Origin of the sequence: Paraburkholderia sp. BR10872 (assembly GCF_040965835.1) — a bacterium.
Taxonomy (GTDB): Bacteria; Pseudomonadota; Gammaproteobacteria; order Burkholderiales; family Burkholderiaceae; genus Paraburkholderia; species Paraburkholderia nodosa_A.
The window spans coordinates 194,257-219,431 of record NZ_JBFRCN010000001.1 but is presented as its reverse complement, the minus strand read 5'-3'; the positions used below and the strand labels follow the sequence as shown (position 1 = coordinate 219,431).

Here is a 25,175-nt window from a genome sequence, read left to right as displayed (position 1 = left end):
ATTTACCTATTAGGTGTAATGTGTCCTAATGGCGACCATGAAATCAATCGACGACATTCGCCGCGAAAACCTCGAAATCCTCATAGATGAGCGCTGCGAGGGCAATGAGAGTGAGCTATCACGCCGGTTAGGTTACGAAAGACCGACGATGGTGAACCATTGGACTGCCGGCCGTAAAAATATGAGCAGCGCATCCGCCAGGCGCATTGAGCAGACGCTCGAGCTGCCCGAGTTCTGGATGGATTCGGACCGAGGGTTATACCTGCGCACGCGCGCCGCCGTTAAACACACATCTGCGACGCATGATTCGGCAATCAAGCACTCAAAGTCTGCAGTGATTAAGGAATTACCTACAGCGGGCAGGAATAACCTTAGCGGGGTGGGTCGGGACGAATACGACCAGAACGTGGCGCCCGCTCCCACCGGTCAACGCCGCATCCCTATTATTAGCTACGTGCAGGCCGGTATGATGACGGAAGCGATGGACCCCTTCGCCCTGGGGGATGGTTTCGAGGTGATCCTTGCGGATCTCGATGTATCGAACGGAACCTTCGCGCTGCGCATCAAAGGGGACTCTATGCGAGATAGATTTTCGGAGGGCGACGTCGTAATTATCGACCCGGAAGTCGAGCCGCTGCCCGGAGATTTCGTGGTTGCGAAGAATACAAACGAGGAGGCGACTTTCAAAAAATACAGGCCGCGCGGTTCGGACGTGCGTGGAGACATGATTTTTGAACTGGTTCCACTGAATGACGACTATCCCACCCTGCATAGTGAGCGCGATCATCTGCGCGTTATCGGTGTGATGGTCGAGCACCGGCAATATCGGAAACGCTGAATTAGTTAGAGCTTCCCACCCAAGCCCGCGCTCGCGGGCTTTTTAATTCCTATCATTACTCCCCGTATGGTAGTTAGAATCAATCAAAAGATAACACCCGCAGGGTTGCTATTGAGACACCCGGCGGGTAATATTCATCCCATACCTAGCAACACCCAGCGCAACGGCGCGACGCTCAGTGACAGTGAGCGGTGCTCTTTAACAACGCAGCAGTCGAGTGTTAGTCAGGGCGGCGCCTTCTCCCGGCCTTGAGCATAACGGAGGTGGCGGGCTCGCGAAGCCACCGCGACCCATAAGGGCGCCGCGCCTGACGACATTCGACACTGCTTCATGGATACAAGGTGCCACGGCTTCGGCCCGAGCGCACACACGTCCTACCAACCGCGTGAGTAGCTGGAAAGGTTGAAATGGCTGAACCGTATCGACGGGGATGCTTCCGAAAGGGGCCGACGGACGCCGATGGCCTGGTAATCAGCGAACTAGCAGAAAGCCCGGGAAGGGTAGCAGACAGTTTCAAACCGTGACGGACCCTGAGCCGATAACAAGGGTGTAGCAGGGCCGTCACGCGCAATGTTCACGCATGGGGTAGCTCAGCCAGGCAGAGCACCGGGGTAACCGCGGCGATGCGCCGGAGGTCGTTGGTTCGAATCCAGCCCCCAGCCGTGAACACTGCAATAGCAAAGAGCAGAGGGAATCCACCAATACCCAGCATGAGTCGAGAATCTATTTCCCGCGCGGGCCTAGATACGAGGATCGGCAAGCAATAGTGCGAATTGCGGTGGTGGCGGTCGGGAATAGACCGGCACGAATTATCGAAATCCCGTAGCGCCCGGTAGATAGGGCGGCTCCATGCGAAGTCCACGTCTTGACGCATGGGGTGGCTGTGACGTGGCGCCGCACAGGCGAAATTATCGTGCTGGCAGGCCGGAAAGGACGGTCCACCCGACGCCATGAGAGCGCGTCGCCGGACGAGGGTAACCGGCACCAATTTCAACTCGCGCGATTAGCGCTAAGTACTCCTATGGAGACGATCATGCACGTAGAACGCTTGCAGCGGATGGTGACGATGCTGCGCGGGTTGCCGGAAGAGAAGTTCGATATCACGAATTGGGACTGCGGAACGGCTGCGTGCGCGGTAGGGCATGCATGCCTGAATCCCATCTTCAACGAACAAGGCTTGTGGCTTTCCGATGGGATGCCCGCCTTCCAGGGCGATGAATCCTGGTGGGCGGTTGAGCGGTTTTTCGAGATCGATAGCGTGCAGAGCGGGCACCTGTTTTACGGGCCTGACTATCCGAATGGCGATCTGACCACCGCCGCCGAAGTCGCCGACCGAATCGAAGCATTCATCGCTGGAGGCTGAAATGCAAGTCCACACAGTAATCCGCCCGCACGAGGCGGCGGCTTGGATCTACTCGGAATATGCGCTATTCGGCGGCCGGTGGCGCTATCTCAGAACGGTTGATATGTCGCGTTGCACCTACCAGTGAGGCAATCATGGGCGAATTTATATCGCTTACAGAGGCGCGAGCGAGAGGCTTGCCCAGATATTTCACCGGCAAACCATGCAAGCACGGCCATATCTCAGAGCGATTCGTTGGCGATACTCATTGCGTTACTTGCAAGCTCGCCCGAAATAAAAAATTCTACGAAAACAATCGCGAGCAGCAACAAGCATCGCAAAGGGATTACAACCGGAGAAATAGCGAAAAACGCGCGATAGCCTCGGTTAAATATCGAAAAGCGCATCCGGAAGTGTCTGCCGCAGCGTCCAGAAGATACCGCGCGAAGAACCCCCATTTCGCCAAATACACGAGAGATTTGTCGCGTGCGAGAGGGCTGGGGTGCATTCCAAAGTGGTTTGGGGAGTTGGACGAATTGGCCTTCACGGAGGCCATCGATCTCTTTAAAAGACGAACCAAGATGACGGGAATCGCATGGGAGATTGACCATATCGTCCCGATGAAATCCAAATGGGTGTGTGGTTTTCATACCTGGTTCAACATCCGCGTCATACCGCAGAAGATTAACCGGTCCAAACATAACAGACCTGAATTGCTCGGTCCATTGGATTGGATTCCATTGATTTAGGAGGCAAACATGGATTGGATGCAGCCAATGACCGTCGTAGACGGCACGCTCTATGTGAATGACAAATGGACCGGGCGATTCAGCTCGCATCAGGCGGCATTAGAAGGCCTCCAGCTAATGCGTTCAGGCCTGCGCCTCACCAAATGCCGGGCGTTGACTGAGCCGGATTTGGATCTTCTCGACATTATCGACACGGATGAGGACTAAACGATGTGCGACCACGAATACAACCCTGACTCCTCAGCCATCGCAACGGCCATGCTGCGGGAAGCGCGGGAGCGGTTGGAGGGGCAGCGGGGCGGCAAAGCATTCCGCAGCATCGAAGAGTGGGAACGTCACTATTTGCCGAACGGCATCCCGGAACTGCCGCAGCTTCCAATGCTTGCGGATGGAGATCATAAATGACTGCTGCACACGAACAATACGCATGGCACCTGCGCGAGTTGCCTCCACTCGATGAAGAGGCGTTCCACGCAGCGCGAGCGGCTATGGGGACGAACACAGAGCTACAGGATCGGATGCTTTATCAGGCCATCCTGACATACGTCCGCGCTACCCCGCAAGCCACGCTGACCGACGAGCAACGCGAAACCATCCGCGAAGCCGCGCAATGCCTGTCCTACGCCGTGACGTTGACTCAAGACGGCTACGACGGCGAGACGGGGCCAGCCTCCGAGTGGGATATGGCAGCGCAACGGCTCTCTGCCGAACTGAACGCCATTCTCGCCGCCACCAAGGAGCAATCATGAGCCACCTATACATCGGCATCACCATCGGCGCTATCTACACCGTGTTTGCATTGGCTCTCGGTAGCGCTGTAGGGCGGATGCTAAGGGATGCGCGCAGGCAGACGGAGGAAGTGTGAGAAAGCAACGCGGATTTACGCTGATCGAGGCTTTGGTCGCGATCATCTTTGTTTCATGTCTCGCGATGGCCGGTGGCGTGTTGCTGGTGCTTGGGCACTTCATTGCGAAATTCTGGTGAGAGCGACATGGACCCCGACGACGAAATCTTCGATGACACCGGCAATGGGTGTTTATGCCCGGTTTGCGATGGAACGGGCGGCGATCCAATGAACGATGGGATTACGCCCTGCGTACATTGCGACGGCGCAGGGTACGAGTGGTGGGAATAACCGGAGAACAACAATGGCTGACACGACTGGCCCGATTTCGACGCTTCCCGGCGCGCATCATTCTGTGCCCGCTGGCGTCATGTGCGACGACCATCCCGACCGACCGGCCACGCATCGCGTTCAGGGCGAGACGGATTCGTTCGGCTGCGAGCTGATCGACATGTGCGACGAGTGCCATGGCGAATGGAAAGCGTACCGCGATACACCGCAGGGTGGCGTGTGCGACTGGTGCGGCAAGCATGCCGACAAGCTGAGGCCGCGCCGAGACTACGAAGAGGGCATGTATGGGCGCGTCTATGACGTGTGCGTGCCGTGCATCACCCGAGCCAACCAAGAGGCCGAGGAAGAACTCGAGCGTTCTGGCTGGTACGACTGAGCAACCGCCCGGAGCAGTCCCCATAGCGCGAGACCTTCGGGTGCAACGCTCAAGGACGAGACCGAAGGAAGTTTCCGGCCAAGGCGGAGCCGGGCCATTTGACGGCGAATCCCGGCCAGCCGAACGACCGGGAATACTTTGCGGAGGGTGCCGCCATGAAGTAATCGACGCATAACCCCAAGGCTGATTCGGCCCGTGAAAGCGGCACGAAAGACCGCATGGGACTTAGTTACTGCCCGATGGTTGAGGAGATTCCCACCCTCGCTAACCAGGTGACGGCCACCATAGCACACGTGTCGCAGCACACTGCCGGGCCTGACGACCCGGGTGGAGCTTCCATAGCGAGCCGCTGGCCCTGCGCACGGGCGCCCTGACGAATGCCAATGCAAGCCGTAGCCATTCGCCAGGGATATCCACACACAATTTTGGAGTCCATATGACTATCGGCCATGAAGAAGGCGAGATTTGCGGTCGCGACGGCTGCGAAGGGCGCATCGAATTCACGAAGCCTGACAACTGTTCCTGCCACATAAGCCCACCATGCCACGCGTGTACGTCCACATACCTGCACTGTCCCGATTGCGATTGGGAAGCGGAAGAGCAGCCGCTAAACGACTACGTGGTGACGGTCAACACGAAGAGCCACGTCTACGAAGCTTGGCGACCGCGCGGACTCGATCCGACAAAGATCGACTGGCACAGCAAGGCGCACACGCACTTCTCGATGATCAAGGAAGGCGTCTATCCGCCGGATGCAACACGTGCACAGGTTGAAGAAAAGGTGCGCGGCACGTTCGGCGGCCGATTCGCATACTTCGGCGACGGGAAGTTTAAGTATGTCGCCTACACAGATTGAGGTGTGACATGACCCCCGTAGTCCGAATCTGCATTCACCTGATGGACGACCCATCGCACCGTCTGATCAGCGAAACCGAACACGATCTAACCGTCTACGAAGATGCGGGCGGCAGTCTCAAGGCATACGTGGACTATCACGGCTCGATCCTGCCGGTTCCGGTTGAATCGGCGGTGCTGGAGCGGTGGTTTGCGAAGGATAGAAGGGAGGCGGTGGTATGAGCACGATTACCGACGAACAGGCAGAGGACATTCAAGAGGCGCGCGAGATCCTTGTGAACATGCTCCGCAGCGTCGAAGAACATGGCCCATATTCCGCCGAGGCGACCTGCACCTTTCTGCGGCAGGCCATTCTGTGCTTGCCCCGTTTCTCCGAAACCTTCTGCTCATCCTGCTCTAAAGCGCTCGGCCCCGGCAATAGCGGTGCGAGCCACTGTGGAGACCACAAATGACGAACGAATTTACCGCCGACGACATGCGATTCAAAAAGATCCGCGCGATTCACATGGGAGTTTGCATCGGAAGCGCTGCGGCGCTCCTGGTATTGCTGGCGCTCGAAGAGATACCCGGATTTCTAAACCTGATTTGGCACGCATTGGGAGTCAAATAATGAACACGTTCCGTACACCGCAGCGCGGAGACGATCTGCGCCACATAGAGACGCTTCTCTCGCCCGACGAACGGCTCGCAGCGGTCAACGAATCGAAGCGCCTGCAAGCCATCAAGGCGCTGGGCTCGCGCTGGCTGCTGGCGAAGGACTACGACGGGCACTATCAGCCGGAATTGAGCCCGAAGGTGGTGGCATGAGGCCGCTAAGTGAACTAGCTAAGAGGATCGAAGATCGCTGCGAAAAGATAACCGAAACCGGCTGCTGGATTTGGATGTTCTACACAAACAGCGATGGATACGGAAAGATTTGGTGGGATGGGAAAAGCAACTCGTCGCACAGAACTTCATATTTATCGTTTGTAGGACCGATCCCCAGCGGCTTGTTGGTTTGCCACCGATGCGATATCCCTGAATGTTGCAACCCTCACCACTTGTTCTTGGGAACCGATCTTGAGAACACGCGCGACAAAATCAAAAAGGGAAGATTTCGTGCTGGCACCCCTCAGAGAGGCGAACAAAATGTCACGGCTCGATGGACGGATGAACAGATCTTGGCAATACGGGCTGACACAGATAGTCAGAGGGTAATCGCCAAGAAATATGGCACGAGTCAGGGTGCCATATCTCAGATTAAGAACGGGAAGATCTGGGCTCACGTGTCAAATGATCTATTAAACGAACCGATGGAGTCGAAAAGTGAGTGAAGAAAAAACATTGACCCTGCCAGAACGCGCTTCGGTCGCGCTGGGCGCACCGAAGTACGAGCAGGAAATCCGCGAACTGGTCGCCAAGACGGTGACGATCACGGAAGTTAAGAACAAGGACGGGCGTGAGCAGTGTCACGGCGCAATGATGACGCTCAAGAATGCGCGCGTCGCCATCGAGAAGGCAGCCAAGGCAGCGCGCGAGGATGCAACGGCGTTTTCCAAGGCGGTCATCGCCGAGGAAAGGCGGCTGGTGGCGCTGACTGAGCCGGAAGAGACAAGGTTGCAAGGTCTACGCGACGCGTGGGATGCCGAGATCGAGCGCGAGAAGGCAGCGAAGGCCGCTGCCGAGAAGGCTAGGGTCGATGGCATCCGTAAGCGCATCGCCGAAGTGCAGGCTATCCCGGCCATGCTGGTAGGCAAGCAGTCGCAAACCATCGCAGCGGCGATTGAGAGCCTGGAGGCAGTCGAGATCACGCTGGAAGCGTTCGCGGAATTCGCGGGCGAAAGCCAGATGGTCAAGATCGCGGCCGTGCAGAAGCTGGGCGAGATGCTGTCGGCGCAGGTGGCGCACGAAGATGAACAGAAGCGCATCCTGGCTGAGCGCGAGGAGTTGGAGCGCCAGCGTGCCGCCGAAGCCGCCCGCTTGGCTGCGGAACGTGCCCAGCTTGAGCGCGAGCGTGCCGAAGCCGCCGAGCGGGAGCGCAAAGCCGCCGCCGAACGTGCAGAGGCGGAACGTGTTGCCCGCGTGGCCCGCGAGGCAGAGGAAGCCCGTCTGCGGGCGGAACGCGAGGCGCACGAAGCCGAACTCCGAAAGCAACGCGAAGCCGAGGAGGCGAAGTTGCGTGCCGCGCGCGAAGAGGCCCAGCGCCAACTTGACGAGCAGCGCCGCGAGATCGAGCGCCAGCAGGCTGAGATTGCTGCGGCTAAGGCGGAACAGGAGCGCATCGAGCGCGAGCGTCTGGCAGCGATTGAGGCGGAAGAGCGGCGCAAGCGCGAAGAAGCCGAGGCAGTAGCGCGCGCCGAAGCCGCAAGAATCGAAGCGGAGCGCCGCGCCGCCGAGCAGGAGCAAATCCGCCGCGAGCGCGAACAGTTTGCCATCAATGGACCCGGCGACGTCGAGATGGTCAAGGTACTGGCGAATCACTACGGCGTCGTCATCGGCGACGTCATGCAGTGGATGAAGAAATTCGACTACGACGCAGCGGATGAGCATTTCGCTGCCGCGAACGTCGCAGCTAACCAAATGGAGAAAGCAGCATGAAAACAGCAACGATGGCAGACATCACCGAAATCGAAGAGGTCACGCCGGTCACGGCGAAGCCGCCCGCAGTCCAACAGACCCGCGCAGTCGCTGCGGCGACGCCGGCAGATCTTCTGCGGATCGCGGTCGAGCAGGGGGCGGACTTGGATCGCCTTTCTCAATTGATGGATCTCCAAGAGCGCTGGGAAGCCAAGGAGGCGAAGCGAGCTTTCGACGCGGCATTTGCAGCGTTCAAGGCTGAGTCGGTCATGATCCTGAAGGGCCGCAAGGTCACGGACGGCCCGCTCAAAGGAAAGAGCTACGCAGAGCTGCACGACGTCGTGAACGCCGTCACGCCCGCTCTCTCGAAGTACGGCCTTTCGTCGTCCTGGAAGCTGACGCAGGACACGAAGGACTGGATGGAAGTCACGTGCTACCTGCGCCACGTCAACGGCCACGAGGAAAGCGTGTCGATGGGCGGCCCTCCCGACGCGGGCGGCGCGAAGAACGCAATCCAAGCCCGCGCCAGCACGAAGACGTACCTGGAGCGCTACACGCTGAAGGCGATCACCGGTCTGTCGGAGCAGATGGACGATGACGACGGCAACGGGAAGGTGCCGCAGGGCAATCCCGACGAAGTTTTCATGAAGTACGAGAGCCAACTACTGGAAGCCACGACAGCCGACGACGTGCGCCGCGTCCGAGCATTGGCCGGCGCAGCGTTCGAAGCCGTCAAGGATGTCAAGGGCTGGAATCAGTTCAAGGCGATGGCAGACAAGAAACGCGCCGACCTCGAAGGGAGCAATCAATGAAGCGAAATTTCATCGTCTCGGAGCATCCGCAAAACACGCCCGAGTGGTTCGCGGATCGCTGCGGTCGTGCGACCGGCTCGAAGGCTGCGGCGATCACGGCCAAGGTCAAATCCGGCGAAGCCGCCACGCGTGCTGATTACCGCGTGCAGTTGGCCCTTGAGCGCCTGCTGGTCAAGCCGTGCGCCGATGAGTTTTCGAACGACGATACCGACCGCGGCCACGAGCGCGAGCCCTTCGCCCGGATGCGTTACGAGATCGTCACCGGGATTACGGTCGAGCAGTGCGGCTTCGTCTATCGCGAAGACATCATGGCCGGGTGTAGTCCCGATGGCTTGCTCGAGGATGCCGGTCGCCTTGGCCTGTGGGAGGCGAAGTGTCCGAAGTCGAAAACGCACTTCAAGTACCTGCTTGAGCAGCGCGTGCCGCCGACGTACCAGAACCAGGTGCTGCACAACATGCTCGTCACTGGTGCGGAGTTTGTCGACTTCGTGTCGTTCGATCCCGACATGCCGGGAAAGCTTCAGTTGTTCATATTCCGCTGGGAGCGTGACGAAGCACTGATTAAAGAGTACGAGGCCGAGCTTCGTCAGTTCCTGATGGAAGTTGACGCCACGCACAAGCAGATCGCGGCGATGGCCGCATAACCTTACACAAGAGCGAACATGATTCAGATATTTGGACTGGCCCGAGTTGGCCGAGATGTGGAAGTGCGGAACACCACGAACGGCGATGCCGTCGCAAGCGTTTCGCTGGCGTTCAGCTATGGTCGCAAGGGCGACGACGGCAAGAAGCCGACGCAGTGGGTTGACGGAGCGCTGTGGGGAAAACGCGCCGAAGCGCTCGCGCCGTATCTCACGAAGGGAACGCTCGTCACCGTGTCGCTGGAAGATGCACACGTCGAGACGTTCCAGAAGCAGGGAGGCGGCGAGGGCGTGAAGTTGGCCGCGCGCATTATCGCAATCGACCTAGCCGGGAGCCCTCCCCAAGCTGCGCCGCAGCCGCAGCAACGCCAGCAACAGCGCCCGGCACCGCAGCAGCGCCAAGCCCAGCAGAACATTCCTGCGGGCGGCGGCTTCGATGATATGGCGGATGACGTCCCGTTCTGACGATTACCGCCTCAGTGCCGCACGGATGAAACCCCGAATCTCCGTGAAAACGCGGCACAGGGGCACCTTTTCTTGCCGGTAGCTTGCGCTACTTTTGCGGGTGAGGCTGCCCGCACTTTTTATTCGAGGAAAGCATGAACCTCTACGACACCTTCGAGAAGTTTGAAGACGAGTACGGTGAATTTGAGCGAGTCCAGGACAAGTTGAGCAGCCGTCCCGACCTTCACGCCTTCATCCTGCTCAACCAACTTTGTCCCGGCGACCGCGACATGGTGAGTGCCGCCGAACACGACGAGATCTATCTCGACGTCGATATGGACGAACTGGCAGCGGTCATCACCGAAGATCAAGTGTGCGAGCTAGCGCGCTGCGGCGTTCGGTATGACGGCGGGCTCGACTGTCTGGCGATGTTCGTCTAACCCTATCTCCTCAGCCCTCCGGGCTTTCCCGCGTCGCATTCTGGCGCGGCTTTCTATTCCACGCTTCCGCTGTGGCGGGGGCATTTCGAGATGAGCATGAGTTGCTACTGCGATATCGACTATGACGAATTGCCGACCTTCTACACGGAAAGTATGGTTAAGGCGCGGCGCGAGCATCGTTGCTGCGAATGCCTCGGAACCATCTCGCGCGGAGAGAACTACCAGCGCAGATCCGGTAAATGGGAAGGGCGCTTCGAATGCTTCAAAACCTGCCAGCGCTGCATTGACTTCGAGGCGAACGTCAAGGCGCACATTCCCTGTTTCCGGGTCTGCTCCATCGGCGAGTTGATAGCGGAGGCTGTGGAGTGCCTGCGCGAGTATCGCGAGGAAGCGCCATCACTGCTTTTTGGGGCGTACCGGCGCGACATCATGCGCCGTCGCAATGCTACCGCCCTCCGTGCCGCTCGCTCAGCCTAACAAGGATCAACTAATGACGACATTCGATCAAGCCTACGCAGCCGCCAATGCTGAGCGCGTAGTGGAACTGGATGATTTTCAAGCGGGATGGGATGCGGCTCTTGCTTCAGGTGCGGCGCAGACGCCGATCTATCAGGTGTGGGAAGAGGCGCTAATGTGCTACGTAGACGTGACGCCCGAGTACTACGCCGAGCGACAGCCAAGCAACCGGCGCAAGCTCTACGCCGCTCCCGTCGCCCCTGCCGCGGTAGCGCCGATCAGCGAAGCCGACGTGAAGCCATTGAACGGCATCCCTGCCACGCTTCAGCATGATGAGGGCGCAATTGCGCGTTGTTCATACTGCGGTCGGTATTCGCTCGACCCCAAGACGTTGGGCAGCCGCCAACCGAAATGCGACTGCGGCGAACAGAACGGATGGAGCGGCAGTTTCCTGGCACCTAGCCATGACGCGAAATGGAGCGGAGCAGCACCGCAACCCGCCACCACACCCCAACCCACCCTCGAAGCCACCGACGCCTGTTTCCGCCGCAATCTTGACCTGCGCTTCGTCAACGTGATCGTGAGCGACGAGAACGAGGTGACGTGGGCTCGCATCTCTTGCCGCAATGTTGAGTCGTCGTTGGCGATTGAACGGGCAGCGTCTGTTCCCGAGGAAGTTCGTGAAGCCGTGGATTCAATGCGCGCGCTGTACGAGACGAATGGGATTCACGACGACGCGGATATTTTGCGTGATTGGCTTGCGCGTAATGGAGGCAACAATGCCTAGCGTCTTCTACAGCAGCCCAACCAATAGCACATTCTTCACGACGTGCTGTCAGGCGGCGATCCTCGACTATCAGCAGAAGTGCCCGCGTTGCAGCAAGGACGTCTATCCGTTCTTCGAAGGCATGACGGATCGAGAGCGCGACGACGCGTCGGCTGGCTACTACAACCACAACACTCGTATGGCGCGAATGGCTGCTGCGCGCAGGCCGAATTGGAGATAACCAATGCTTGACGACGTACAGGTTGGCGACACATGGCATTTTCGGCTGCCGGGAGCATCCGCTGTGTCAACTGGTTTTATTTTCGAGAAAACGGGCGCCACAGTGTTGATCAGACATCACAAGTTTTCGGCGTACGGAAGCAGATACGTGACGGCCGAGCTTGAGTGGTTTATCGAGCGCATAGAGCGGAGCGCCGCCCCGGAGGGATCGTGAGCACACGAGAACAATTCGAGGCGTGGTGGTTGAAAGATGTACCCGAGGAGCACCGCGCGTTCGCCAAGAAACTGTTAGACGGGTACGGCCCAGATTACGTCCACGCAGCGGGAGTGGCCGACGCGTGGACGGCTTGGCAAGCATCGCGGGCTGTGGCGCTGGAAGATGCGACCAAAGCATGTGATCGAATCGCCGCCGATTACTGGAATCTGTACAAGGGACATTTGCCCTATACGGGACTGGAGGGCGGTCGAGCAGATCCGGCCATCGAGGGGAAGTCGGATAGCGCCGAAGAGTGTGCCAACGCTATTCTAGCCCTAGCCAAAGCAGAGGGAGGGAACAATGGATGACCTAGACGCCCTGTACGACCAACTAGACGCCTATGCGGATTCGCTGCGCGCGAAGGATCGAGCAGTCAAGCAGCAAGCCGCACGGATTACCGAGTTGGAAACTCACCTTGATTTGATGACGAAAGAGTTTGTCCGCGTGTTCCCGATTTATTACTACGCCGAGCCGTGGGCGCATGACCGGAACCAGGTGCTGCAAGCCGCAAAGGCGGCACTCGCGCCAAAGGAGGGCGCATGACCGACGAACTGATTAAACGGTTGCGCCATTACATCGACTCACTTGCGCCGCCGATGGCGAAGCGTTACATCGAAGAGGCGATCCGCGAACTCGAAACCCAATCCGCCATGCTAGCCACCCTCGAATCGCGAGTATCGCAGCAGTCGCGGGTGATAGGGGAGATGTGTGAGCGGGCGGGGGAGCGCATACCGAACGGTTGGCGATTGGAGCCGCACGGAGTCGGCGGGTGCCTGGCGCTGATCAATTCGGCCGGCCAGTGGCGAATCTTCGGGCCGGACCTGGGAGAGGATTTCCTGCTTGCTTTTATGACCGCTCTCGCGCAGAAGGAGGGGTAATGGGTCGCGACATCGAAGCAATGAAGGCGCTCAACGAGGCGCACCTGCAGGAGCCGCAGGTCGGCGACATGTGGGAGGAAATGTGCAATTGGGTCTGCGTCGTTCTGGATGTGACGCCCGACACCGTGACGATCTGCCGGAAGAAGAAAGCCGAGTCCAGCCAGTGGTGGTCATGGGATTTGGCCGAGGCGGAAGAACTGACGCGCGCCGAGTTCCGCGCATGGCTGTCATACGGCTGCATTCCCGGCACATGGGCTTATGTCCATGCTAGGCGCGGCAAGGGCGATGCTGAGTACTGGCGCGACAAGTTCGCGAAGCCCGAGCGCGCATACGAATTTGAGGTGGATTGATGGAACTACCAACCCTAACCCTCCCCCTCAAGCGCGAATACTTCGACGCCATCAAGAGCGGCGAGAAGGTCGAGGAATACCGCCTATGCACGGACTACTGGCGCAAGCGTCTGGAGCATCGCCACTACGGTCGCATCGTCCTGACGCTGGGCTATCCGAAGGCTGACGATTGGGAGCGGCGCATTCTGAAGCCGTGGCGCGGGTATGTCGAACAAACCATCCAGCATCCGCACTTCGGGCCTGAGCCTGTGCGCGTGTTTGCTATTTTTGTGGGGCCTTGAATGAGCAACGTGGGAAATAGTCTTGTCGACAACTTCTTCCGCGGCTACGGCCATCGCGTCGTCGTCGAGGGCGATTGGGATAACGTCACCGTCGAGGATCTGTATCAAATGTTCAAGTTGCGCATGGAACTGGAGCGCGACGATTCGGAGGCGGAATGACGAGCGAAAACCAACCGACCGGCGCAACCGACCTTGGCGCGCTGAAAGACGAACTCCGCTACTGCCTGGACAACGGCATGTATGGGCCTCGCACTGGCGCAGCGCTGTTGTGGGCGCTTGAGTTGGTTGAGGACATCGAGAAACAAGGAGAGGCGGTATGAATCTCTGCTGGCACAAATGGATCTGGGAGAGCGTCACCAGTAACGACAAGGGCGACTACTTCCAGCCGGGCTACTGCTGTAGGTGCGGCAAGGCTCGAATTAGGTGGATGTCCAGATACTGAATGGAAGCAGCGTTGCAGAAGATCTTAGCCGCGACCGCCGAATGGTGGTCCATCATAAGGAAAGAACATGGAAGCATTGACCGCGCAAGTTGCGCCCGCTCCGTATGTGACGGTCGCGCTTGCTGCCATAATTACGGGTCTCACGGAGAAGGCGATCCGCCGAAAGATCCAAGAGGGTAAGTGGATCGAGGGCCGGGAGTTTCGCCGCTCGCCTGATGGCGGCATTTTTATCTCGCTCAAGGGTTACCAGTCATGGGTGGAAAGACGACAGGCGGCGTAGAGATCCGCGAGAAGTCCATACGTCTGCACTTCACAATAGACGGGAAGCGCCAACGGCCTACGTTGATGGTCGACGGCAGGCCGCTGGCTCCCACGCCCGCAAACATCAAGTATGCAAACCGTCTGATTATCGAGATCTGCGAGCGCATCCGCACCGATACATTCAGTTTTGTCGAATACTTCCCGGCCAGCGGCGGCACAGGCAATTTGACCGTTGAGAGCTGGCTCAACTCCTGGATCGCCACCCAGCGCATTGAGGATTCGACGCGCAAGGGCTACGCGGCGGCGATCAACTTCTGGTGCGGGGCTGCCAGCGATGAAGTCGGAAACAAGATCGGGCCGAAGTCCATCAAGTCGTTGAGACTGACGCACATCCTGACGGCAATCGCGAGCCGATCGTATCTGAGCGGGAAGACGATCAACAACTACATGAACGTGTTGAGGCAGGCTCTCGCGCTCGCCGTCGAAGAAAAACTGATCCCGACCAATCCCGCCCTGAAGGTGCCGAAAGCCAAGCACCAGAAGTCGCCACCAGATCCGTTTTCGCGGGAGGAAAGCGAGCGGATCATCGCCGAGGCATTGCGCGCCCATGCGGGGCACGTTCACAACATGATCGAGTTCTGGTTCTGGACCGGGCTGAGAACTTCCGAAATCCTGGGCCTCGATTGGCGGAATGTTGACCTTGCGTCTGGCTCTATCCTCGTGGCATCGACTGTTGTCAATGGCAAGGAAAAGGACCACACCAAGACCGCGGTGGCTCGAACCGTCATCCTGAACAGTCGCGCGCTCGCAGCAATCAAGCGGCAACGCGCACTTACCCAGGTGACAGGTGGCCGCGTGTTCCACGATCCGCGCCACAACAAGCCATGGCGGGCTGAGGACACGTTCCTGCACACCTATTGGGAGCGCATGCTCAAACGCATCGGAATGCGCTACCGGCGCCCGTACAACATGCGCCACAGCTACGCCACAGCGATGCTCATGGCGGGCATGACGCCGGCCTTCTGCGCGCGCCAGATGGGCCACAGTGTGGAGATGTTTCTGAGCACCTACGCGAAGTGGCTGGACGGCTCGCAGAACGAGATTGAGATGGCCCGACTGGAGGCGTCATTGTCCCTGGAAAGTCCCAGAGAAAAAGCGAAAGGCGGCAAGTGACCGTGTTTACAGGCGCTCCGGCTTTTCGTCCGTGGGATACGGTACCAATGATCCGAACCAGATGCTGACCCTGCAGCAGGTGCGCAATTACTGGTACCACTGGTTCATGGCGACGCCGCGAGGCGCTCGCGTGGTGCGGGACGAACGTGAGGCTTTCGCCCGGCAGATGTGGGATACCTGGGCGCCGGCTGGCTGGTATGCGCCGGCCGACTTCGACGAAGCGGCGCAGGCATTCGAGGGCGACGATTGGGCAGAGGTCGTGCTTCATAGCTACCGGCACCGTTGGGGCTTTGTCGACGGCGACCCTGCCTATGCCGAGGATGAGGCGCGTCTGAATCCCGCGCCGAGGCTGTCGGTCGCAACGTTGGTGCTGCACGGCGGCGCGGACACCTGCAACCATCCCGATAGTTCCAGCGGGCGGGAGTCGTTGTTCGTTGGACGGTATGAGAGGAAGGTACTCGATGGCGTAGGCCACTTCCCGCAGCGCGAAGCGCCAAAGGACGTTGCCGATGCGATTTTGCGGTTCTGTCGATAGGCGCTACGCGCAGGGGGCTTGGCGGTACTTGGCGACCCTTCGTCGATCTGCCGGAATAAATTGTGTCCACGCCGTCCTCGATACGGCGCTGCCTGCTGCCATGAAGGCGAAACGCATCGTGACTGCGAAATCAGTCAATCCGACGTTGGGGAACAGTGGGCGGCTCCTCGCCGCCCACCGTCCGAAGCGTGCGGTTGCAGGCGACGTTCACGCGTTGATCCAGGCACGCGCCTGTTCCAGCTCGTTGACGTGGAACGCCTTGATTTCAGCCTTGGTAAAGAATCGCGCCAAATTCATCGAGGCGCGAATCCAGGCCGCATCGGCCACCACCGCGGCGCGCGTGACCTTGCGGGCGACGGACACGCCTAGCGTCATGTCGGTCCACAGCGCCTTTGGCTCGATACCGCTGAAATGCTCGATGCGTTCGAGCACACGGGTTTTCCCGTTCAGTTCAAGATCGCCACGCATGCGCTCGATGGCTTCGCGCAAATCGTGGTCGGTGATTTTGCCTTCGACGGTGATTTCGACGACGGGCGAATCGGGAGTGGAGTGATACTGGATCATGGCGGGCCCCCATGGTAAGGAGACGTTACACGCTCAGGCGCGGCGAGGCCTGGCGTTCGACAGCACTTTCATAGTACCCCTTTTCATGCGCCATGCTGCCCGCAAGAAAGTGGTGTGCCTTTTGAAAGCCGCCTCAAATGTTTGCAGTGCATAAAAAAAGCCGCATACAGGGACGCGGCCGAGGGGGGCACCTGACGGGGGCTATTCCGTGTGCAGGCGCATAGCCAGATTACTCAAGCTGTGTGACATTCATCTAGCCGAAAAAAATAGCGGCGCTTCGTGTCGACACGGCGCAACAACAAAATTAGGGAATCTTGCGGTGCGCTGCAGTCTGGGCTAGATCGGCCGCGTCGCTTTTAATGAGGGTGCTTCAGCGGCGGCCCCTCGTTCACCACGGAATCGTCTGATTTTCCCAGCGGGTGAATGTCCCCGACGGGCCGTTCGGACCCAGCAGAATGACGCGTACCGCTTCGCGGGCACCTTCCTCGACGGTCTCCGTGCCGGTGAAGCCGTTCAGGTTCGTGCGCGTGTAGCCCGGCGAAACGGCGTTGACCCTGATGCCCTCCGGTTCCAGTTCGATCGCCATGGCAACGGTCAATGCGTTGAGCGCCGTCTTGGACGCGGGGTACACCGGACCGAAGATCGAGCGCCACGGGAACGCAGGGTCCGAGTTTGTCGTGAGCGATCCCACACCACTCGACACGTTGAGGATGCAGGCGGCCATCGATTTGCGCAGGAGCGGCAGCATCGCCTGATAAACGGCCAGCACGCCGAACACGTTGGTGTCCCACACCGCGCGCATTTCGTCGAAAGAGACATTGCTCGGGCGGGTGGTCTTCGCGAAGTCCTCCACGGACTGGCCGGGCTGCCGGTTCGTGCTCGAAATCGCGGCGTTGTTGACGAGCACGTCGAGGCGGCCATGCTCGTCGCGAATGCGCTGCGCGGCGGCGGCGATCGAAGCCTGATCCGTCACGTCGAGCTGGAGCGCACGCGCGTTCGGCCCAATCTCCCTGGCCGCGGCCTCACCGCGTTCGAAATTGCGCGACCCGACGAGCACCGTGAGGCCGTGTGACGCGAGATCCTTCGCGATCTGCAGACCGATTCCCTGATTGGCGCCGGTGACGAGCGCGATGACATTGTCCTGCATGCAAATCTCCTGGTGTTGATTAGCTCGCCTCAGCTGCCCACGCCTGTGCATCGGCACCGGCGGGAATGTGCATCGGAGTCGAGGGATCGGTCGCCGCGCGCCACACGGCTTCGGCGACGTCCTGTGCCTGGGTGAGCGGGGACGCCGTGTCCTCCAGACGCGCGATGACTTCTTTGACGAGACCCGCATAGGCCTCATTGTCGAAGCCGTGGATGTGGGCACGCGCGTTCTCTCCAAAGCGCGTCTCCAGCGAACGGCCTGGTAGCACGAGGCGCACTCGCACGCCGAACGGTTCGAGTTCGAGCGCCATCGACTCGGTGAACGCGTTCACCGCCGCCTTGCTCGCGCGGTACGCGCCGATCAGCGGCAGCGCCTTCAGCGTCACGCTCGACGTAACGTTCACGACGACGCCGGCCTTGCGCGCGCGGAACTGGGGCAGCACGGCTTGCGTCACCGCGATCGTGCCGAACGTGTTGGTCTCGAAGACCTCGCGCACGGCGTCGATCGGAACAAGCTCAGCCGGGGACGCCGCGCCAAAGCCCGCATTGTTGACGAGGACGTCGATCGGGCCCGCAGCCATGACGGCCGCGCGTATGCTTTCCGGCTTCGTGACGTCGAGCGCCAGCACGCGCAGATGTTCCGAAGGCGGCAGCACGTCGTCACGCGGCGTACGCATCGTGGCGACGACCCGCCAGTCACGGGCCAGGAAGTAGCGGGCGATCTCGAGCCCGAAGCCGGACGAGCAGCCGGTGATCAGCACGGTTTGCATGGAATCTCCTTTGGTTTGCGTGTGTCCATACGATAGATCGCGCAGACCGTACTTGCTACAATCAAAGGTCCGAATTTCGTTTGCAGGAGTCCGGCCATGATCGATCCGTTGGCTGAAGTCGTGACGCTGCTGCAGCCGAGTGCGCGCTTCTCCAAACTCGTCCTCGGCGCCGGCCCCTGGCGCATCAGTCGTTCGGGTGCGGGCGAGCCTTTCTATTGCGTCATCCTCGATGGCGGGTGCTGCATCACGATCGACGATCACGCGCCGCTCGAACTCGTGGCCGGCGACTTCGTCCTGATTCCTGCGTCCTATGGCATCGAGGTGAGCAGCCTCGAGCCTCCCCCGCCGGACGTCGAGCCAGTGACGCCCGTCGCGCTGGGCAACAATGAATTCAGAATCGGCGCCGCGGACCACCCGGTCGATTCGCGCATGGTGGCGGGCCACTGCAGCTTCGGGTCGCCGGATTCATCTTTGCTGGTTTCGCTGCTGCCGCAACTCGTGCATGTCCGCGGCCAGGAACGGCTGGCCACACTCGTCAAGCTCGTGCGCGAGGAATCGAGAGCGCAGCGGCCTGCGCGTGAAGTGGTGCTCTCTCGCCTGCTGGAAGTGCTGCTCATCGAAGCACTGCGATCCACGGCGGGAACGTATGCGCCACCGGGGCTCGTGCGCGGACTCTCCGACAGCCGCCTCGCGGCCGCGATCCGGGAGATGCACGAGCACCCGACGAAGCCGTGGACGGTTGCCGCGCTCGCGAAGGAGGCCGCGCTCTCACGTTCGACGTTTTTCGAACGCTTCAGCCGCGCAGTCGGCGTCGCGCCGATGGAATACTTGCTGACCTGGCGCATGGCGCTCGCGAAGGACCTGTTGCGTCGCAATCACGGCCGTATCGCCGAGATTGCGCAACTTGTCGGCTACAGCTCGGCCAGCACGTTCAGCGTTGCCTTTACGCGGCACGTCGGCCGGCCGCCTACGCAGTACGCGCGTGAGGAGCAGGTGGCCCCGGATGGCGCGTAAGCAGGCGCGAGCGGGTTGCCGGGAGGGCTGTTCGCGTCGGCAAATTTCCAGGCGGTACTGCGGCGACTACTGTCCGAGTATGGAGAGCGCCTCATGCACGGGCGCGAGGGAGACAGCGACGATGCCGCCGAGCGGCGTGTTCATTTCCAGAATCAAAAAAATGGCGATAGAGGTGGATATCGCGCCCAGAAAGAACGTGATGACGACCGTCGTGTTGGGTGAGGTGAACAGCCCAAACGAGCCGAAGATGATGCACAGCCACAACACGAGCGTGAGCAGCAGCGGCATCGGGGTCGAGCCTGCCGCCTGCAGCAGTGCAAGCTCGCGCATCGCCAGGACGTCGCCGGCGATCTGAATGGCGCGCGCCTGTAGCCGGCGTTGCGTTTCACTGTTCGGTGACAGTTGCGCCAACCGGCGTTGAATATTTTCCCCGCGTTTAAGCTCCTCGGGGCTGCGCATGCTTGCCAGCTGAGCCGGATCGCCGGAGGTGATCTTCTGGATGCCAGTGGCGACGCCCTGCTTCAGCAAGACCCGGATCTCCTGCGTCTCTGGACCGTACTGGGCGAGTGTGCGATCGAGCAGAATGATTTCGGTGGCGTCGCGCACGACCGCGGCGTTCGCGGCATCGAATGAGTTTTTCGCCGACGAGATCAGCAGCCCGAGCACCAATGCGGCCATGGTGGCTATCAATCCAATCGTCAGCTTAATGACGCTGACCGATTCGTCGCCGAGATGATGCGCTGGCAGCATGGTATGCAGATACAGGCCGAGCAGGGCGCAGCTAAACACGCATGCAAACACAATGATCGCAATGCCCAGGTGTGGCACGGTTCGATTCTCCGTTTTCGCTGGAGGCGTGGTTGCCTTCGCCGGATGCCTGAACGACTATTTTGTATTACACCCCATGTAATTGGCGAGGCTGCGGCGCATCACTACTCTTTGTTTGTCGTGTCATCGCCCCTTGATGCATGCGTCCGACTCCCAAGGAAAAATCATGGCTCACTTTCCCGTATATACACTCGATTCGGCTCCGGAAGGCTCGAAGGCGGCATGTCGAGGTCTTGCCGAAGCAAAGCACTCTTTCAGACGCCGTGCGCTTCCAGCCGCCTGAAGATGAGGTAAGCGCGGAATAGTCTTCGCCCGCAAGGTGTTCTGTTGACGCAAAGACGATTCGTGTAGCAAAGCAAAGCCATCGAGAAACTTGCTATCTCTGCGAAAGGAAACAAGACAATGGAAACGCAATTGAGCACCTTGACGTCTGAAACCGCGAACGCATCTGCCGCCTCCCCACAAAAGCTGCTTCAGCTGGCCATGGGTTTCTGGGCCTCGAAGACGCTGCTCTCCGCGGTCGAACTCGACCTGTTCACCGTTCTGGGAAGGGGTCCGCGCACAGCAACACAACTGATGGATCAAATGCAGTTGCATCCGAGATCGGCACACGACTTCCTCGACGCTCTGGTCGCGCTAGGGGTCCTGGATCGAGACGACGGGCTGTACCGGAATACCGCCGAGGCCGATGCATTTCTGGACAGATCCAGGCCGGGTTGTATCGCCGGATTTTTGCTCATGGCTAACAACCGCTTATATCCGTTCTGGGGCTCGTTGACCGAAGCATTGCGCACGGGGCTCCCGCAGAACGAAGCAAAGGAGGGCGGTAACCCGTTCGATGCAATCTATCGTGACGAACGCGGACTCCGTGAGTTTCTGGGCGCAATGAGCGGTGTCAGCATGGATCTGGCAAAGGAGATTGCGCAAAAGTTTCCCTGGCAGAACTATCGCTCGGTCGTCGACGTCGGGACCGCGCAGGGCGCCCTCGTGGCGGAGATTGCGCGTACGCACGAGCATCTTGCGGGAATCGGGTTCGATCTGCCCGCCGTCGCTCCGGTATTCAACGACTACATCGCGGCGAACGCGCTAGAGGATCGAATTCGCTTTCATCCGGGCGACTTCTTCGTGGACGCCTTGCCTTCAGCCGACGTTATGGTGATGGGACACATTCTGCACGACTGGAATCTCGAACAGAAGCGCGAACTGCTCGCGAGGAGTTATCAGGCGTTGCCCGCCGGCGGATGTCTGATCGTCTACGACGCGATGATCGACGACGAGCGCAGGCGCAATGCGTTCGGCTTGCTCATGAGTCTGAACATGCTGGTCGAGACGCCCGGCGGTTTCGACTATACCGCCAGGCAGTGCCGCGAATGGATGACCGAGGCTGGCTTTCGGGAGATCAGGGTCGAACCGCTGGGCGGGCAGAACTCGATGGTGATTGGCGTGCGCTAGCGGTCGAGATGCGACAGCATGGGCGGCAGGTAACGTGTGCCCGCGGTCTGGTGTCCGGCAAGGAAACTCCGAATGTGATCCAGATCCGCCGGCGTCAGCCGAACTGAAGCTGCGTTCACGTTTTCCTCGAGGTATTGGCGCCGTTTGGTGCCGGGGATCGGCACCAGATCGTCACCTTGCTTGAGCAGCCAGGCGAGCGCGAGCTGGCCCGGTGTCACGGACTTCTCGTCGGCAAGGGCCTTGATGAAATCTGCGAGCTTGACGTTCGTATCGAAGTTGCTGCCCTGTATGCGCGGATCGTTGGCTGCCCGCCAGTCGTTGGCGGGAAGGTCCTCCGCCCGCCTGGCGTTGCCGGTCAGGAAGCCCCGGCCAAGCGGACTGTAGGGAACAAAGCCGATACCCAGTTCGCGCAGCGCCGGCAGCACCTTGTCTTCGACGCCGCGCTCGAACAGCGAATACTCGCTTTGCACGGCCGAGACGGGTTGCACGGCATGGGCGCGCCGGATGGTATCGACGCTCGCTTCCGACAAGCCGAAATAGCGAACCTTGCCCGCGGCGATCGCGTCCTTGACCGCGCCCGCCACGTCCTCGATCGGCACGTCGGGATCCACGCGATGCTGGTAGAGCAGATCGATGTGATCGGTCTGCAACCGGACGAGCGACGCGTCGATCACCTCCTTGATATGCTCGGGGTGGCTGTCGAGGCCGCGTACGCCGTTGTCGATCTTGAAGCCGAATTTCGTCGCGATCGTCACTGCGTGACGACGCCCTTTTAGCGCGCGTCCGAGCAGTTCCTCGTTGGCGAAAGGACCATAGATCTCAGCGGTATCGAGGAATGTGCAACCGAGCTCGATCGCCCGATGAATCGTGGCGATCGACTCGGCGTCGTCGGGCGTGCCGTAGGCGTAGGACATCCCCATGCACCCCAGCCCGATCTCCGAAACGGCGAGTCCTTCACGTCCAAGCTTGCGCGTGTTCAGCATATTGCCCTCCTGTGGTGGCTAGCTACCTAGCATGGCACGCGCGTCGGATACGTGTTAGCACGATACTCCTGATTGCTTGCACGATTCTCCTGCAGATAAGGGACGCTCACCAACTCCATTGAGTCGTCGCAAGGCAATGCGAGTGCGACCTCGCAGTCAGCGCAATAGACACCACCCATGCCGTCGAGTTGCGCGCTTGGCTTGCCGGCCTGGTCGATGATGTCACTCGCATCGATCTGCGCTTGGGACATGTGCCGGATAAGGTCCTCCATCTCGTCCAGAAGCACGCCGGGAATATCGTGAAACGCTTCCTTTGTGACGCTTGTGGAAGCGCGATCATTCTCATTCCAGGTAAATAAGCATTCCGAATAAAACAACGATGTTTGAAAGAACTGAGCCGTCGAACACGCAGTCGTCTATGGCTCCCATGGAGTTCCGTCACCATGCTTCTGCAAGCGTATACATGATTTGACCGTGGATCTGCAATCCTCGTACCAAGCCAATATTAGTGAGGGCGCCGCGTGATGAATCGGAATCCGTAATGTTTTTTTCACACAAATGCGCCTACAGCGACCTAGTGTGTTTTGGTAGTGGCATCTTCGCTGCATGTTTACGCGGACGGTAGCAAGCGTTGGTTTTGCGGTGGGGCAAGTCGGTTTCACATGTACCGGAAGATCACGATATGACAGTCATGGCTCCGGTGACGGACAGCCGGAAAGTGCACAGGCGTTTTCCCTTTTTCGCGAGGCTCAGAATGAAAATCAATATCAGGTGCTTATCCCGGTTTGCTTTCCAGGGCGTGGCAGGCGGCGGGGTCATTGCGCTCGCATGCTCGATCGGCCCAGGCGCGAACGCGCAAACACTCGGATCGCTCGTCCAGGTAGCCGCGGGCGACCCGTTCAGCGGATGTGCCGCCGACCAGGTGCATGCGCAGGAATCGGCATTCGGCAGCGTCCTGTATCCGGCGACCTCGATTGAGCCATGGATTGCGGTCGATCCGACCGACCCGTCTCGTCTCCTCGCCGGCCACCAGCAGGATCGCTGGAACGACGGCGGTTCACGCGGGCTCGTCGGCGTCGCCTCGAGCGATGCGGGCACAACCTGGTCCAATACGATTCCGTCCGGCGTGACTGCGTGCACCGCAGGCAAATTCCGGCGAGCTTCCGATCCCTGGGTAGATTTCGCGCAAGACGGAACGGCCTTCTTCTTCTCTCTGGTACTGGACCCTGCGCAGCCGACGACTCCATTCGGAGCCCGAAATAGCGGAATGCTGGTCAGCCGCTCCACTGACCATGGCGCGACGTGGCAGCCTCCCGTTACGCTGATCCGCACCAACTCGCCGCACGTGCTCAATGACAAGAACTCACTCACTGCGGATCCGACCGCGAACAAATACGTCTATGCGGTCTGGGATCAGTTGAGCGTGTTCCCGCCGACGAAGGAGGGCGCCCAACTGCTCGCGCAAAATGACGGTGTTGAGATCGCGCGCCAATTGGCGGGCCTCTCTTCGACATGTGGGACGCCGCCGTGCGCGGGTGGTGCCCCCTCCTCCAAATTCAGTTTCACCGGCCCTAGCTTCTTCTCACGGTCCACCGACAATGGCGTGACGTGGAGCACAGCCGCACCGATCTACCAGCCTGGCACGAACGCGCAGACAATCGACAACATGGTGCGCGTGCTGCCTGATGGAACCGTGCTCGACTTCTTCACCGCGATCAACGTCACGCCATCGCCACTGAGCATCGGCTATATCAAGTCGACGGACAAAGGCGCGAGCTGGTCGGGGCCGACGTTCACCAACAATATTCATACGATCGGCGGCGTGGTCACCGGCGTGGTCACACCTGACAGCGGTCAGCCGATACGCGACGCCGCTATTCTCTACAGTGTCGCTGTGAACCCGGTCTCGGGGGCTATCTATCTTGCCTGGCAGGACGATCGCTTTTCGTCCGGGACCTGCACCACACCCACCGGATCGATTCCGATTGTCGGGGTCGTCTTCAGCGAGTCGGATGACGGCGGGGCGACCTGGTCAGCACCCGTGATGATCAACAAGACGCCGCCGAACGGTACGAACCCCTGCCGTCAGCAGGCGTACATTCCGGCGATAGTGCCTTCGGGCGACGGCAATACGATCGTGGTGACCTACTACGACTTTCGTAATGACACGAACACGCCTGTGGGCTTCGAGGGCAGCGACTATTTCGCGGTGTTCTGCTCGACAGCCACTGCGTGCACGAACCCCGCCAACTGGGGTAACGAACGGAAACTGACTGACGCCTCGTTCAACATCCTGAACGCACCCGTAGCGGGTGGACATTTCCTCGGCGACTACATGGGTCTGGCCGCTAGCGGACCGAAAACTATTTACCCCTTATTCGGTGTTGCCACGAGTGCCAACGTGACGGCCGAATACACCCGTAAGATCACCTTACCGTAAGCGCTAACGGCGGCGGCCGCAGGAGGTCGCCGCCCATGAATCGGGAAGCATGTGTAGACGACCGATTCGGCCGACGCGGGAAGTTGGACACGCGTGCACTCCTCGTCAGGACGGCGGCGAGAGCGCCTCGTTGAACTGCGAGAGAAACTGTC

General features: G+C 59.8%; 41 protein-coding genes, 1 tRNA gene and 1 pseudogene. 37 read left to right on the top strand and 6 right to left on the bottom strand.

Features of this window, described 5'->3' with window-relative positions; translation table 11 throughout:
- Positions 1 to 37: 37 nt before the first annotated feature.
- From AB4Y43_RS01160 to AB4Y43_RS00995, 34 genes and pseudogenes are all read left to right on the top strand, one after another.
- Entirely contained in the window at positions 38 to 838 is an 801-nt protein-coding gene (locus tag AB4Y43_RS01160) for a LexA family protein (protein WP_368726786.1), read from the top strand.
- 578 nt (positions 839 to 1,416) lie between these two features.
- Positions 1,417 to 1,500 (top strand) — tRNA-OTHER (locus tag AB4Y43_RS01155).
- 371 nt (positions 1,501 to 1,871) lie between these two features.
- Positions 1,872 to 2,201, top strand: a complete 330-nt coding sequence (locus AB4Y43_RS01150; protein ID WP_368726785.1) for a hypothetical protein — start codon at positions 1,872 to 1,874, stop codon at positions 2,199 to 2,201.
- A gap of 134 nt (positions 2,202 to 2,335) precedes the next feature.
- Complete coding sequence (locus tag AB4Y43_RS01145) at positions 2,336 to 2,929, top strand: hypothetical protein (protein WP_368726784.1); 594 nt, start codon at positions 2,336 to 2,338, stop codon at positions 2,927 to 2,929.
- A 9-nt stretch (positions 2,930 to 2,938) separates the two neighbouring features.
- Positions 2,939 to 3,136 (top strand): hypothetical protein, encoded by a 198-nt coding sequence (locus tag AB4Y43_RS01140; RefSeq protein WP_368726783.1) that lies wholly within the window; start codon positions 2,939 to 2,941, stop codon positions 3,134 to 3,136.
- A 3-nt stretch (positions 3,137 to 3,139) separates the two neighbouring features.
- The gene (locus AB4Y43_RS01135; RefSeq protein ID WP_368726782.1) at positions 3,140 to 3,334 is read left to right on the top strand and encodes a hypothetical protein; all 195 of its coding nucleotides are present in this window, start codon (positions 3,140 to 3,142) and stop codon (positions 3,332 to 3,334) included.
- Positions 3,331 to 3,678: a hypothetical protein gene (locus AB4Y43_RS01130; protein WP_368726781.1), complete on the top strand. Its 348-nt coding sequence runs from the start codon at positions 3,331 to 3,333 to the stop codon at positions 3,676 to 3,678. Before AB4Y43_RS01135 ends, AB4Y43_RS01130 begins: the two co-directional genes overlap by 4 nt.
- A 112-nt stretch (positions 3,679 to 3,790) precedes the next feature.
- Positions 3,791 to 3,913: a type II secretion system protein gene (locus AB4Y43_RS01125; protein WP_368726780.1), complete on the top strand. Its 123-nt coding sequence runs from the start codon at positions 3,791 to 3,793 to the stop codon at positions 3,911 to 3,913.
- A gap of 164 nt (positions 3,914 to 4,077) precedes the next feature.
- Positions 4,078 to 4,440 carry a hypothetical protein gene (locus tag AB4Y43_RS01120; protein WP_368726779.1) on the top strand — a complete coding sequence of 121 codons (363 nt, stop codon included), beginning with the start codon at positions 4,078 to 4,080 and terminating at the stop codon, positions 4,438 to 4,440.
- Between the two features lie 436 nt (positions 4,441 to 4,876).
- Positions 4,877 to 5,296 (top strand): hypothetical protein, encoded by a 420-nt coding sequence (locus AB4Y43_RS01115; RefSeq protein ID WP_368726778.1) that lies wholly within the window; start codon positions 4,877 to 4,879, stop codon positions 5,294 to 5,296.
- An 8-nt stretch (positions 5,297 to 5,304) separates the two neighbouring features.
- The gene (locus AB4Y43_RS01110; RefSeq protein WP_368726777.1) at positions 5,305 to 5,517 is read left to right on the top strand and encodes a hypothetical protein; all 213 of its coding nucleotides are present in this window, start codon (positions 5,305 to 5,307) and stop codon (positions 5,515 to 5,517) included.
- Positions 5,514 to 5,747, top strand: a complete 234-nt coding sequence (locus AB4Y43_RS01105) for a hypothetical protein (RefSeq protein WP_368726776.1) — start codon at positions 5,514 to 5,516, stop codon at positions 5,745 to 5,747. Before AB4Y43_RS01110 ends, AB4Y43_RS01105 begins: the two co-directional genes overlap by 4 nt.
- Positions 5,744 to 5,905 carry a hypothetical protein gene (locus tag AB4Y43_RS01100; protein ID WP_368726775.1) on the top strand — a complete coding sequence of 54 codons (162 nt, stop codon included), beginning with the start codon at positions 5,744 to 5,746 and terminating at the stop codon, positions 5,903 to 5,905. Before AB4Y43_RS01105 ends, AB4Y43_RS01100 begins: the two co-directional genes overlap by 4 nt.
- A complete protein-coding gene (locus tag AB4Y43_RS01095) occupies positions 5,905 to 6,102 on the top strand; it encodes a hypothetical protein (protein ID WP_368726774.1) in 198 nt (65 codons plus the stop codon). Before AB4Y43_RS01100 ends, AB4Y43_RS01095 begins: the two co-directional genes overlap by 1 nt.
- A complete protein-coding gene (locus AB4Y43_RS01090) occupies positions 6,099 to 6,608 on the top strand; it encodes an HNH endonuclease signature motif containing protein (RefSeq protein WP_368726773.1) in 510 nt (169 codons plus the stop codon). Before AB4Y43_RS01095 ends, AB4Y43_RS01090 begins: the two co-directional genes overlap by 4 nt.
- The gene (locus AB4Y43_RS01085) at positions 6,601 to 7,872 is read left to right on the top strand and encodes a hypothetical protein (RefSeq protein ID WP_368726772.1); all 1,272 of its coding nucleotides are present in this window, start codon (positions 6,601 to 6,603) and stop codon (positions 7,870 to 7,872) included. The genes AB4Y43_RS01090 and AB4Y43_RS01085 overlap by 8 nt, the downstream gene beginning before the upstream one ends.
- Positions 7,869 to 8,663 carry an ERF family protein gene (locus AB4Y43_RS01080; RefSeq protein WP_368726771.1) on the top strand — a complete coding sequence of 265 codons (795 nt, stop codon included), beginning with the start codon at positions 7,869 to 7,871 and terminating at the stop codon, positions 8,661 to 8,663. The genes AB4Y43_RS01085 and AB4Y43_RS01080 overlap by 4 nt, the downstream gene beginning before the upstream one ends.
- On the top strand, positions 8,660 to 9,307 hold the full coding sequence (locus tag AB4Y43_RS01075) for a lambda exonuclease family protein (RefSeq protein WP_368726770.1): 648 nt from the start codon (positions 8,660 to 8,662) through the stop codon (positions 9,305 to 9,307). The genes AB4Y43_RS01080 and AB4Y43_RS01075 overlap by 4 nt, the downstream gene beginning before the upstream one ends.
- A gap of 18 nt (positions 9,308 to 9,325) precedes the next feature.
- On the top strand, positions 9,326 to 9,769 hold the full coding sequence (locus AB4Y43_RS01070; RefSeq protein ID WP_368726769.1) for a single-stranded DNA-binding protein: 444 nt from the start codon (positions 9,326 to 9,328) through the stop codon (positions 9,767 to 9,769).
- 134 nt (positions 9,770 to 9,903) lie between these two features.
- Positions 9,904 to 10,188, top strand: coding sequence for a hypothetical protein (locus AB4Y43_RS01065; protein ID WP_368726768.1), 285 nt, complete (start codon positions 9,904 to 9,906; stop codon positions 10,186 to 10,188).
- Positions 10,189 to 10,284: 96 nt separating this feature from the next.
- Positions 10,285 to 10,665: a hypothetical protein gene (locus tag AB4Y43_RS01060; RefSeq protein ID WP_368726767.1), complete on the top strand. Its 381-nt coding sequence runs from the start codon at positions 10,285 to 10,287 to the stop codon at positions 10,663 to 10,665.
- A 13-nt stretch (positions 10,666 to 10,678) separates the two neighbouring features.
- Positions 10,679 to 11,431 carry a hypothetical protein gene (locus AB4Y43_RS01055; protein ID WP_368726766.1) on the top strand — a complete coding sequence of 251 codons (753 nt, stop codon included), beginning with the start codon at positions 10,679 to 10,681 and terminating at the stop codon, positions 11,429 to 11,431.
- Positions 11,424 to 11,651 carry a hypothetical protein gene (locus AB4Y43_RS01050; protein ID WP_368726765.1) on the top strand — a complete coding sequence of 76 codons (228 nt, stop codon included), beginning with the start codon at positions 11,424 to 11,426 and terminating at the stop codon, positions 11,649 to 11,651. The genes AB4Y43_RS01055 and AB4Y43_RS01050 overlap by 8 nt, the downstream gene beginning before the upstream one ends.
- Before the next feature lie 3 nt (positions 11,652 to 11,654).
- Positions 11,655 to 11,864 carry a hypothetical protein gene (locus tag AB4Y43_RS01045; protein ID WP_368726764.1) on the top strand — a complete coding sequence of 70 codons (210 nt, stop codon included), beginning with the start codon at positions 11,655 to 11,657 and terminating at the stop codon, positions 11,862 to 11,864.
- Positions 11,861 to 12,214 (top strand): hypothetical protein, encoded by a 354-nt coding sequence (locus AB4Y43_RS01040; protein ID WP_368726763.1) that lies wholly within the window; start codon positions 11,861 to 11,863, stop codon positions 12,212 to 12,214. Before AB4Y43_RS01045 ends, AB4Y43_RS01040 begins: the two co-directional genes overlap by 4 nt.
- Positions 12,207 to 12,449 carry a hypothetical protein gene (locus AB4Y43_RS01035; protein WP_368726762.1) on the top strand — a complete coding sequence of 81 codons (243 nt, stop codon included), beginning with the start codon at positions 12,207 to 12,209 and terminating at the stop codon, positions 12,447 to 12,449. Before AB4Y43_RS01040 ends, AB4Y43_RS01035 begins: the two co-directional genes overlap by 8 nt.
- On the top strand, positions 12,446 to 12,784 hold the full coding sequence (locus AB4Y43_RS01030; RefSeq protein WP_368726761.1) for a hypothetical protein: 339 nt from the start codon (positions 12,446 to 12,448) through the stop codon (positions 12,782 to 12,784). Before AB4Y43_RS01035 ends, AB4Y43_RS01030 begins: the two co-directional genes overlap by 4 nt.
- Positions 12,784 to 13,134, top strand: coding sequence for a hypothetical protein (locus AB4Y43_RS01025; protein WP_368726760.1), 351 nt, complete (start codon positions 12,784 to 12,786; stop codon positions 13,132 to 13,134). The genes AB4Y43_RS01030 and AB4Y43_RS01025 overlap by 1 nt, the downstream gene beginning before the upstream one ends.
- Positions 13,134 to 13,415 (top strand): ASCH domain-containing protein, encoded by a 282-nt coding sequence (locus tag AB4Y43_RS01020; RefSeq protein ID WP_368726759.1) that lies wholly within the window; start codon positions 13,134 to 13,136, stop codon positions 13,413 to 13,415. The genes AB4Y43_RS01025 and AB4Y43_RS01020 overlap by 1 nt, the downstream gene beginning before the upstream one ends.
- Positions 13,416 to 13,574, top strand: a complete 159-nt coding sequence (locus AB4Y43_RS01015; RefSeq protein ID WP_368726758.1) for a hypothetical protein — start codon at positions 13,416 to 13,418, stop codon at positions 13,572 to 13,574.
- Positions 13,571 to 13,735 (top strand): hypothetical protein, encoded by a 165-nt coding sequence (locus AB4Y43_RS01010; RefSeq protein ID WP_368726757.1) that lies wholly within the window; start codon positions 13,571 to 13,573, stop codon positions 13,733 to 13,735. The genes AB4Y43_RS01015 and AB4Y43_RS01010 overlap by 4 nt, the downstream gene beginning before the upstream one ends.
- 189 nt (positions 13,736 to 13,924) lie before the next feature.
- Positions 13,925 to 14,137 (top strand): excisionase, encoded by a 213-nt coding sequence (locus tag AB4Y43_RS01005; RefSeq protein WP_368726756.1) that lies wholly within the window; start codon positions 13,925 to 13,927, stop codon positions 14,135 to 14,137.
- Entirely contained in the window at positions 14,110 to 15,291 is a 1,182-nt protein-coding gene (locus tag AB4Y43_RS01000) for a DUF3596 domain-containing protein (RefSeq protein WP_368726755.1), read from the top strand. The genes AB4Y43_RS01005 and AB4Y43_RS01000 overlap by 28 nt, the downstream gene beginning before the upstream one ends.
- Positions 15,292 to 15,319: 28 nt before the next feature.
- Positions 15,320 to 15,826, top strand: a pseudogene (locus tag AB4Y43_RS00995) (alpha/beta fold hydrolase); the annotation flags it as partial.
- A gap of 207 nt (positions 15,827 to 16,033) precedes the next feature.
- Here the strand turns inward: AB4Y43_RS00995 and AB4Y43_RS00990 are convergent.
- From AB4Y43_RS00990 to AB4Y43_RS00980, 3 genes are all read right to left on the bottom strand, one after another.
- Positions 16,034 to 16,390, bottom strand: a complete 357-nt coding sequence (locus AB4Y43_RS00990; RefSeq protein ID WP_368726754.1) for an STAS/SEC14 domain-containing protein — start codon at positions 16,388 to 16,390, stop codon at positions 16,034 to 16,036.
- A gap of 388 nt (positions 16,391 to 16,778) precedes the next feature.
- Positions 16,779 to 17,537 (bottom strand): SDR family oxidoreductase, encoded by a 759-nt coding sequence (locus AB4Y43_RS00985; RefSeq protein WP_342947270.1) that lies wholly within the window; start codon positions 17,535 to 17,537, stop codon positions 16,779 to 16,781.
- 19 nt (positions 17,538 to 17,556) lie between these two features.
- Positions 17,557 to 18,306: an SDR family oxidoreductase gene (locus AB4Y43_RS00980; protein WP_342947271.1), complete on the bottom strand. Its 750-nt coding sequence runs from the start codon at positions 18,304 to 18,306 to the stop codon at positions 17,557 to 17,559.
- A 96-nt stretch (positions 18,307 to 18,402) separates the two neighbouring features.
- Here AB4Y43_RS00980 and AB4Y43_RS00975 point away from each other — a divergent pair, with 96 nt between their 5' ends.
- Positions 18,403 to 19,320 carry an AraC family transcriptional regulator gene (locus AB4Y43_RS00975; protein ID WP_069266417.1) on the top strand — a complete coding sequence of 306 codons (918 nt, stop codon included), beginning with the start codon at positions 18,403 to 18,405 and terminating at the stop codon, positions 19,318 to 19,320.
- A 66-nt stretch (positions 19,321 to 19,386) separates the two neighbouring features.
- On the opposite strand, the gene AB4Y43_RS00970 is transcribed toward AB4Y43_RS00975, so the two are convergent.
- A complete protein-coding gene (locus AB4Y43_RS00970; protein ID WP_368684517.1) occupies positions 19,387 to 20,148 on the bottom strand; it encodes a hypothetical protein in 762 nt (253 codons plus the stop codon).
- A 402-nt stretch (positions 20,149 to 20,550) separates the two neighbouring features.
- Between AB4Y43_RS00970 and AB4Y43_RS00965 the strand changes: the two genes are divergently transcribed.
- A complete protein-coding gene (locus tag AB4Y43_RS00965) occupies positions 20,551 to 21,600 on the top strand; it encodes a methyltransferase (protein ID WP_368602178.1) in 1,050 nt (349 codons plus the stop codon).
- Here the strand turns inward: AB4Y43_RS00965 and AB4Y43_RS00960 are convergent.
- On the bottom strand, positions 21,597 to 22,583 hold the full coding sequence (locus AB4Y43_RS00960) for an aldo/keto reductase (RefSeq protein ID WP_368726753.1): 987 nt from the start codon (positions 22,581 to 22,583) through the stop codon (positions 21,597 to 21,599). The two genes, AB4Y43_RS00965 and AB4Y43_RS00960, sit on opposite strands and share 4 nt — an antisense overlap.
- A 26-nt stretch (positions 22,584 to 22,609) precedes the next feature.
- The gene (locus tag AB4Y43_RS00955; protein WP_368726752.1) at positions 22,610 to 22,960 is read right to left on the bottom strand and encodes a hypothetical protein; all 351 of its coding nucleotides are present in this window, start codon (positions 22,958 to 22,960) and stop codon (positions 22,610 to 22,612) included.
- A 377-nt stretch (positions 22,961 to 23,337) separates the two neighbouring features.
- On the opposite strand from AB4Y43_RS00955, the gene AB4Y43_RS00950 reads away from it, so the two are divergent.
- Positions 23,338 to 25,023: a sialidase family protein gene (locus AB4Y43_RS00950; RefSeq protein ID WP_368726751.1), complete on the top strand. Its 1,686-nt coding sequence runs from the start codon at positions 23,338 to 23,340 to the stop codon at positions 25,021 to 25,023.
- Positions 25,024 to 25,175 lie beyond the last annotated feature (152 nt).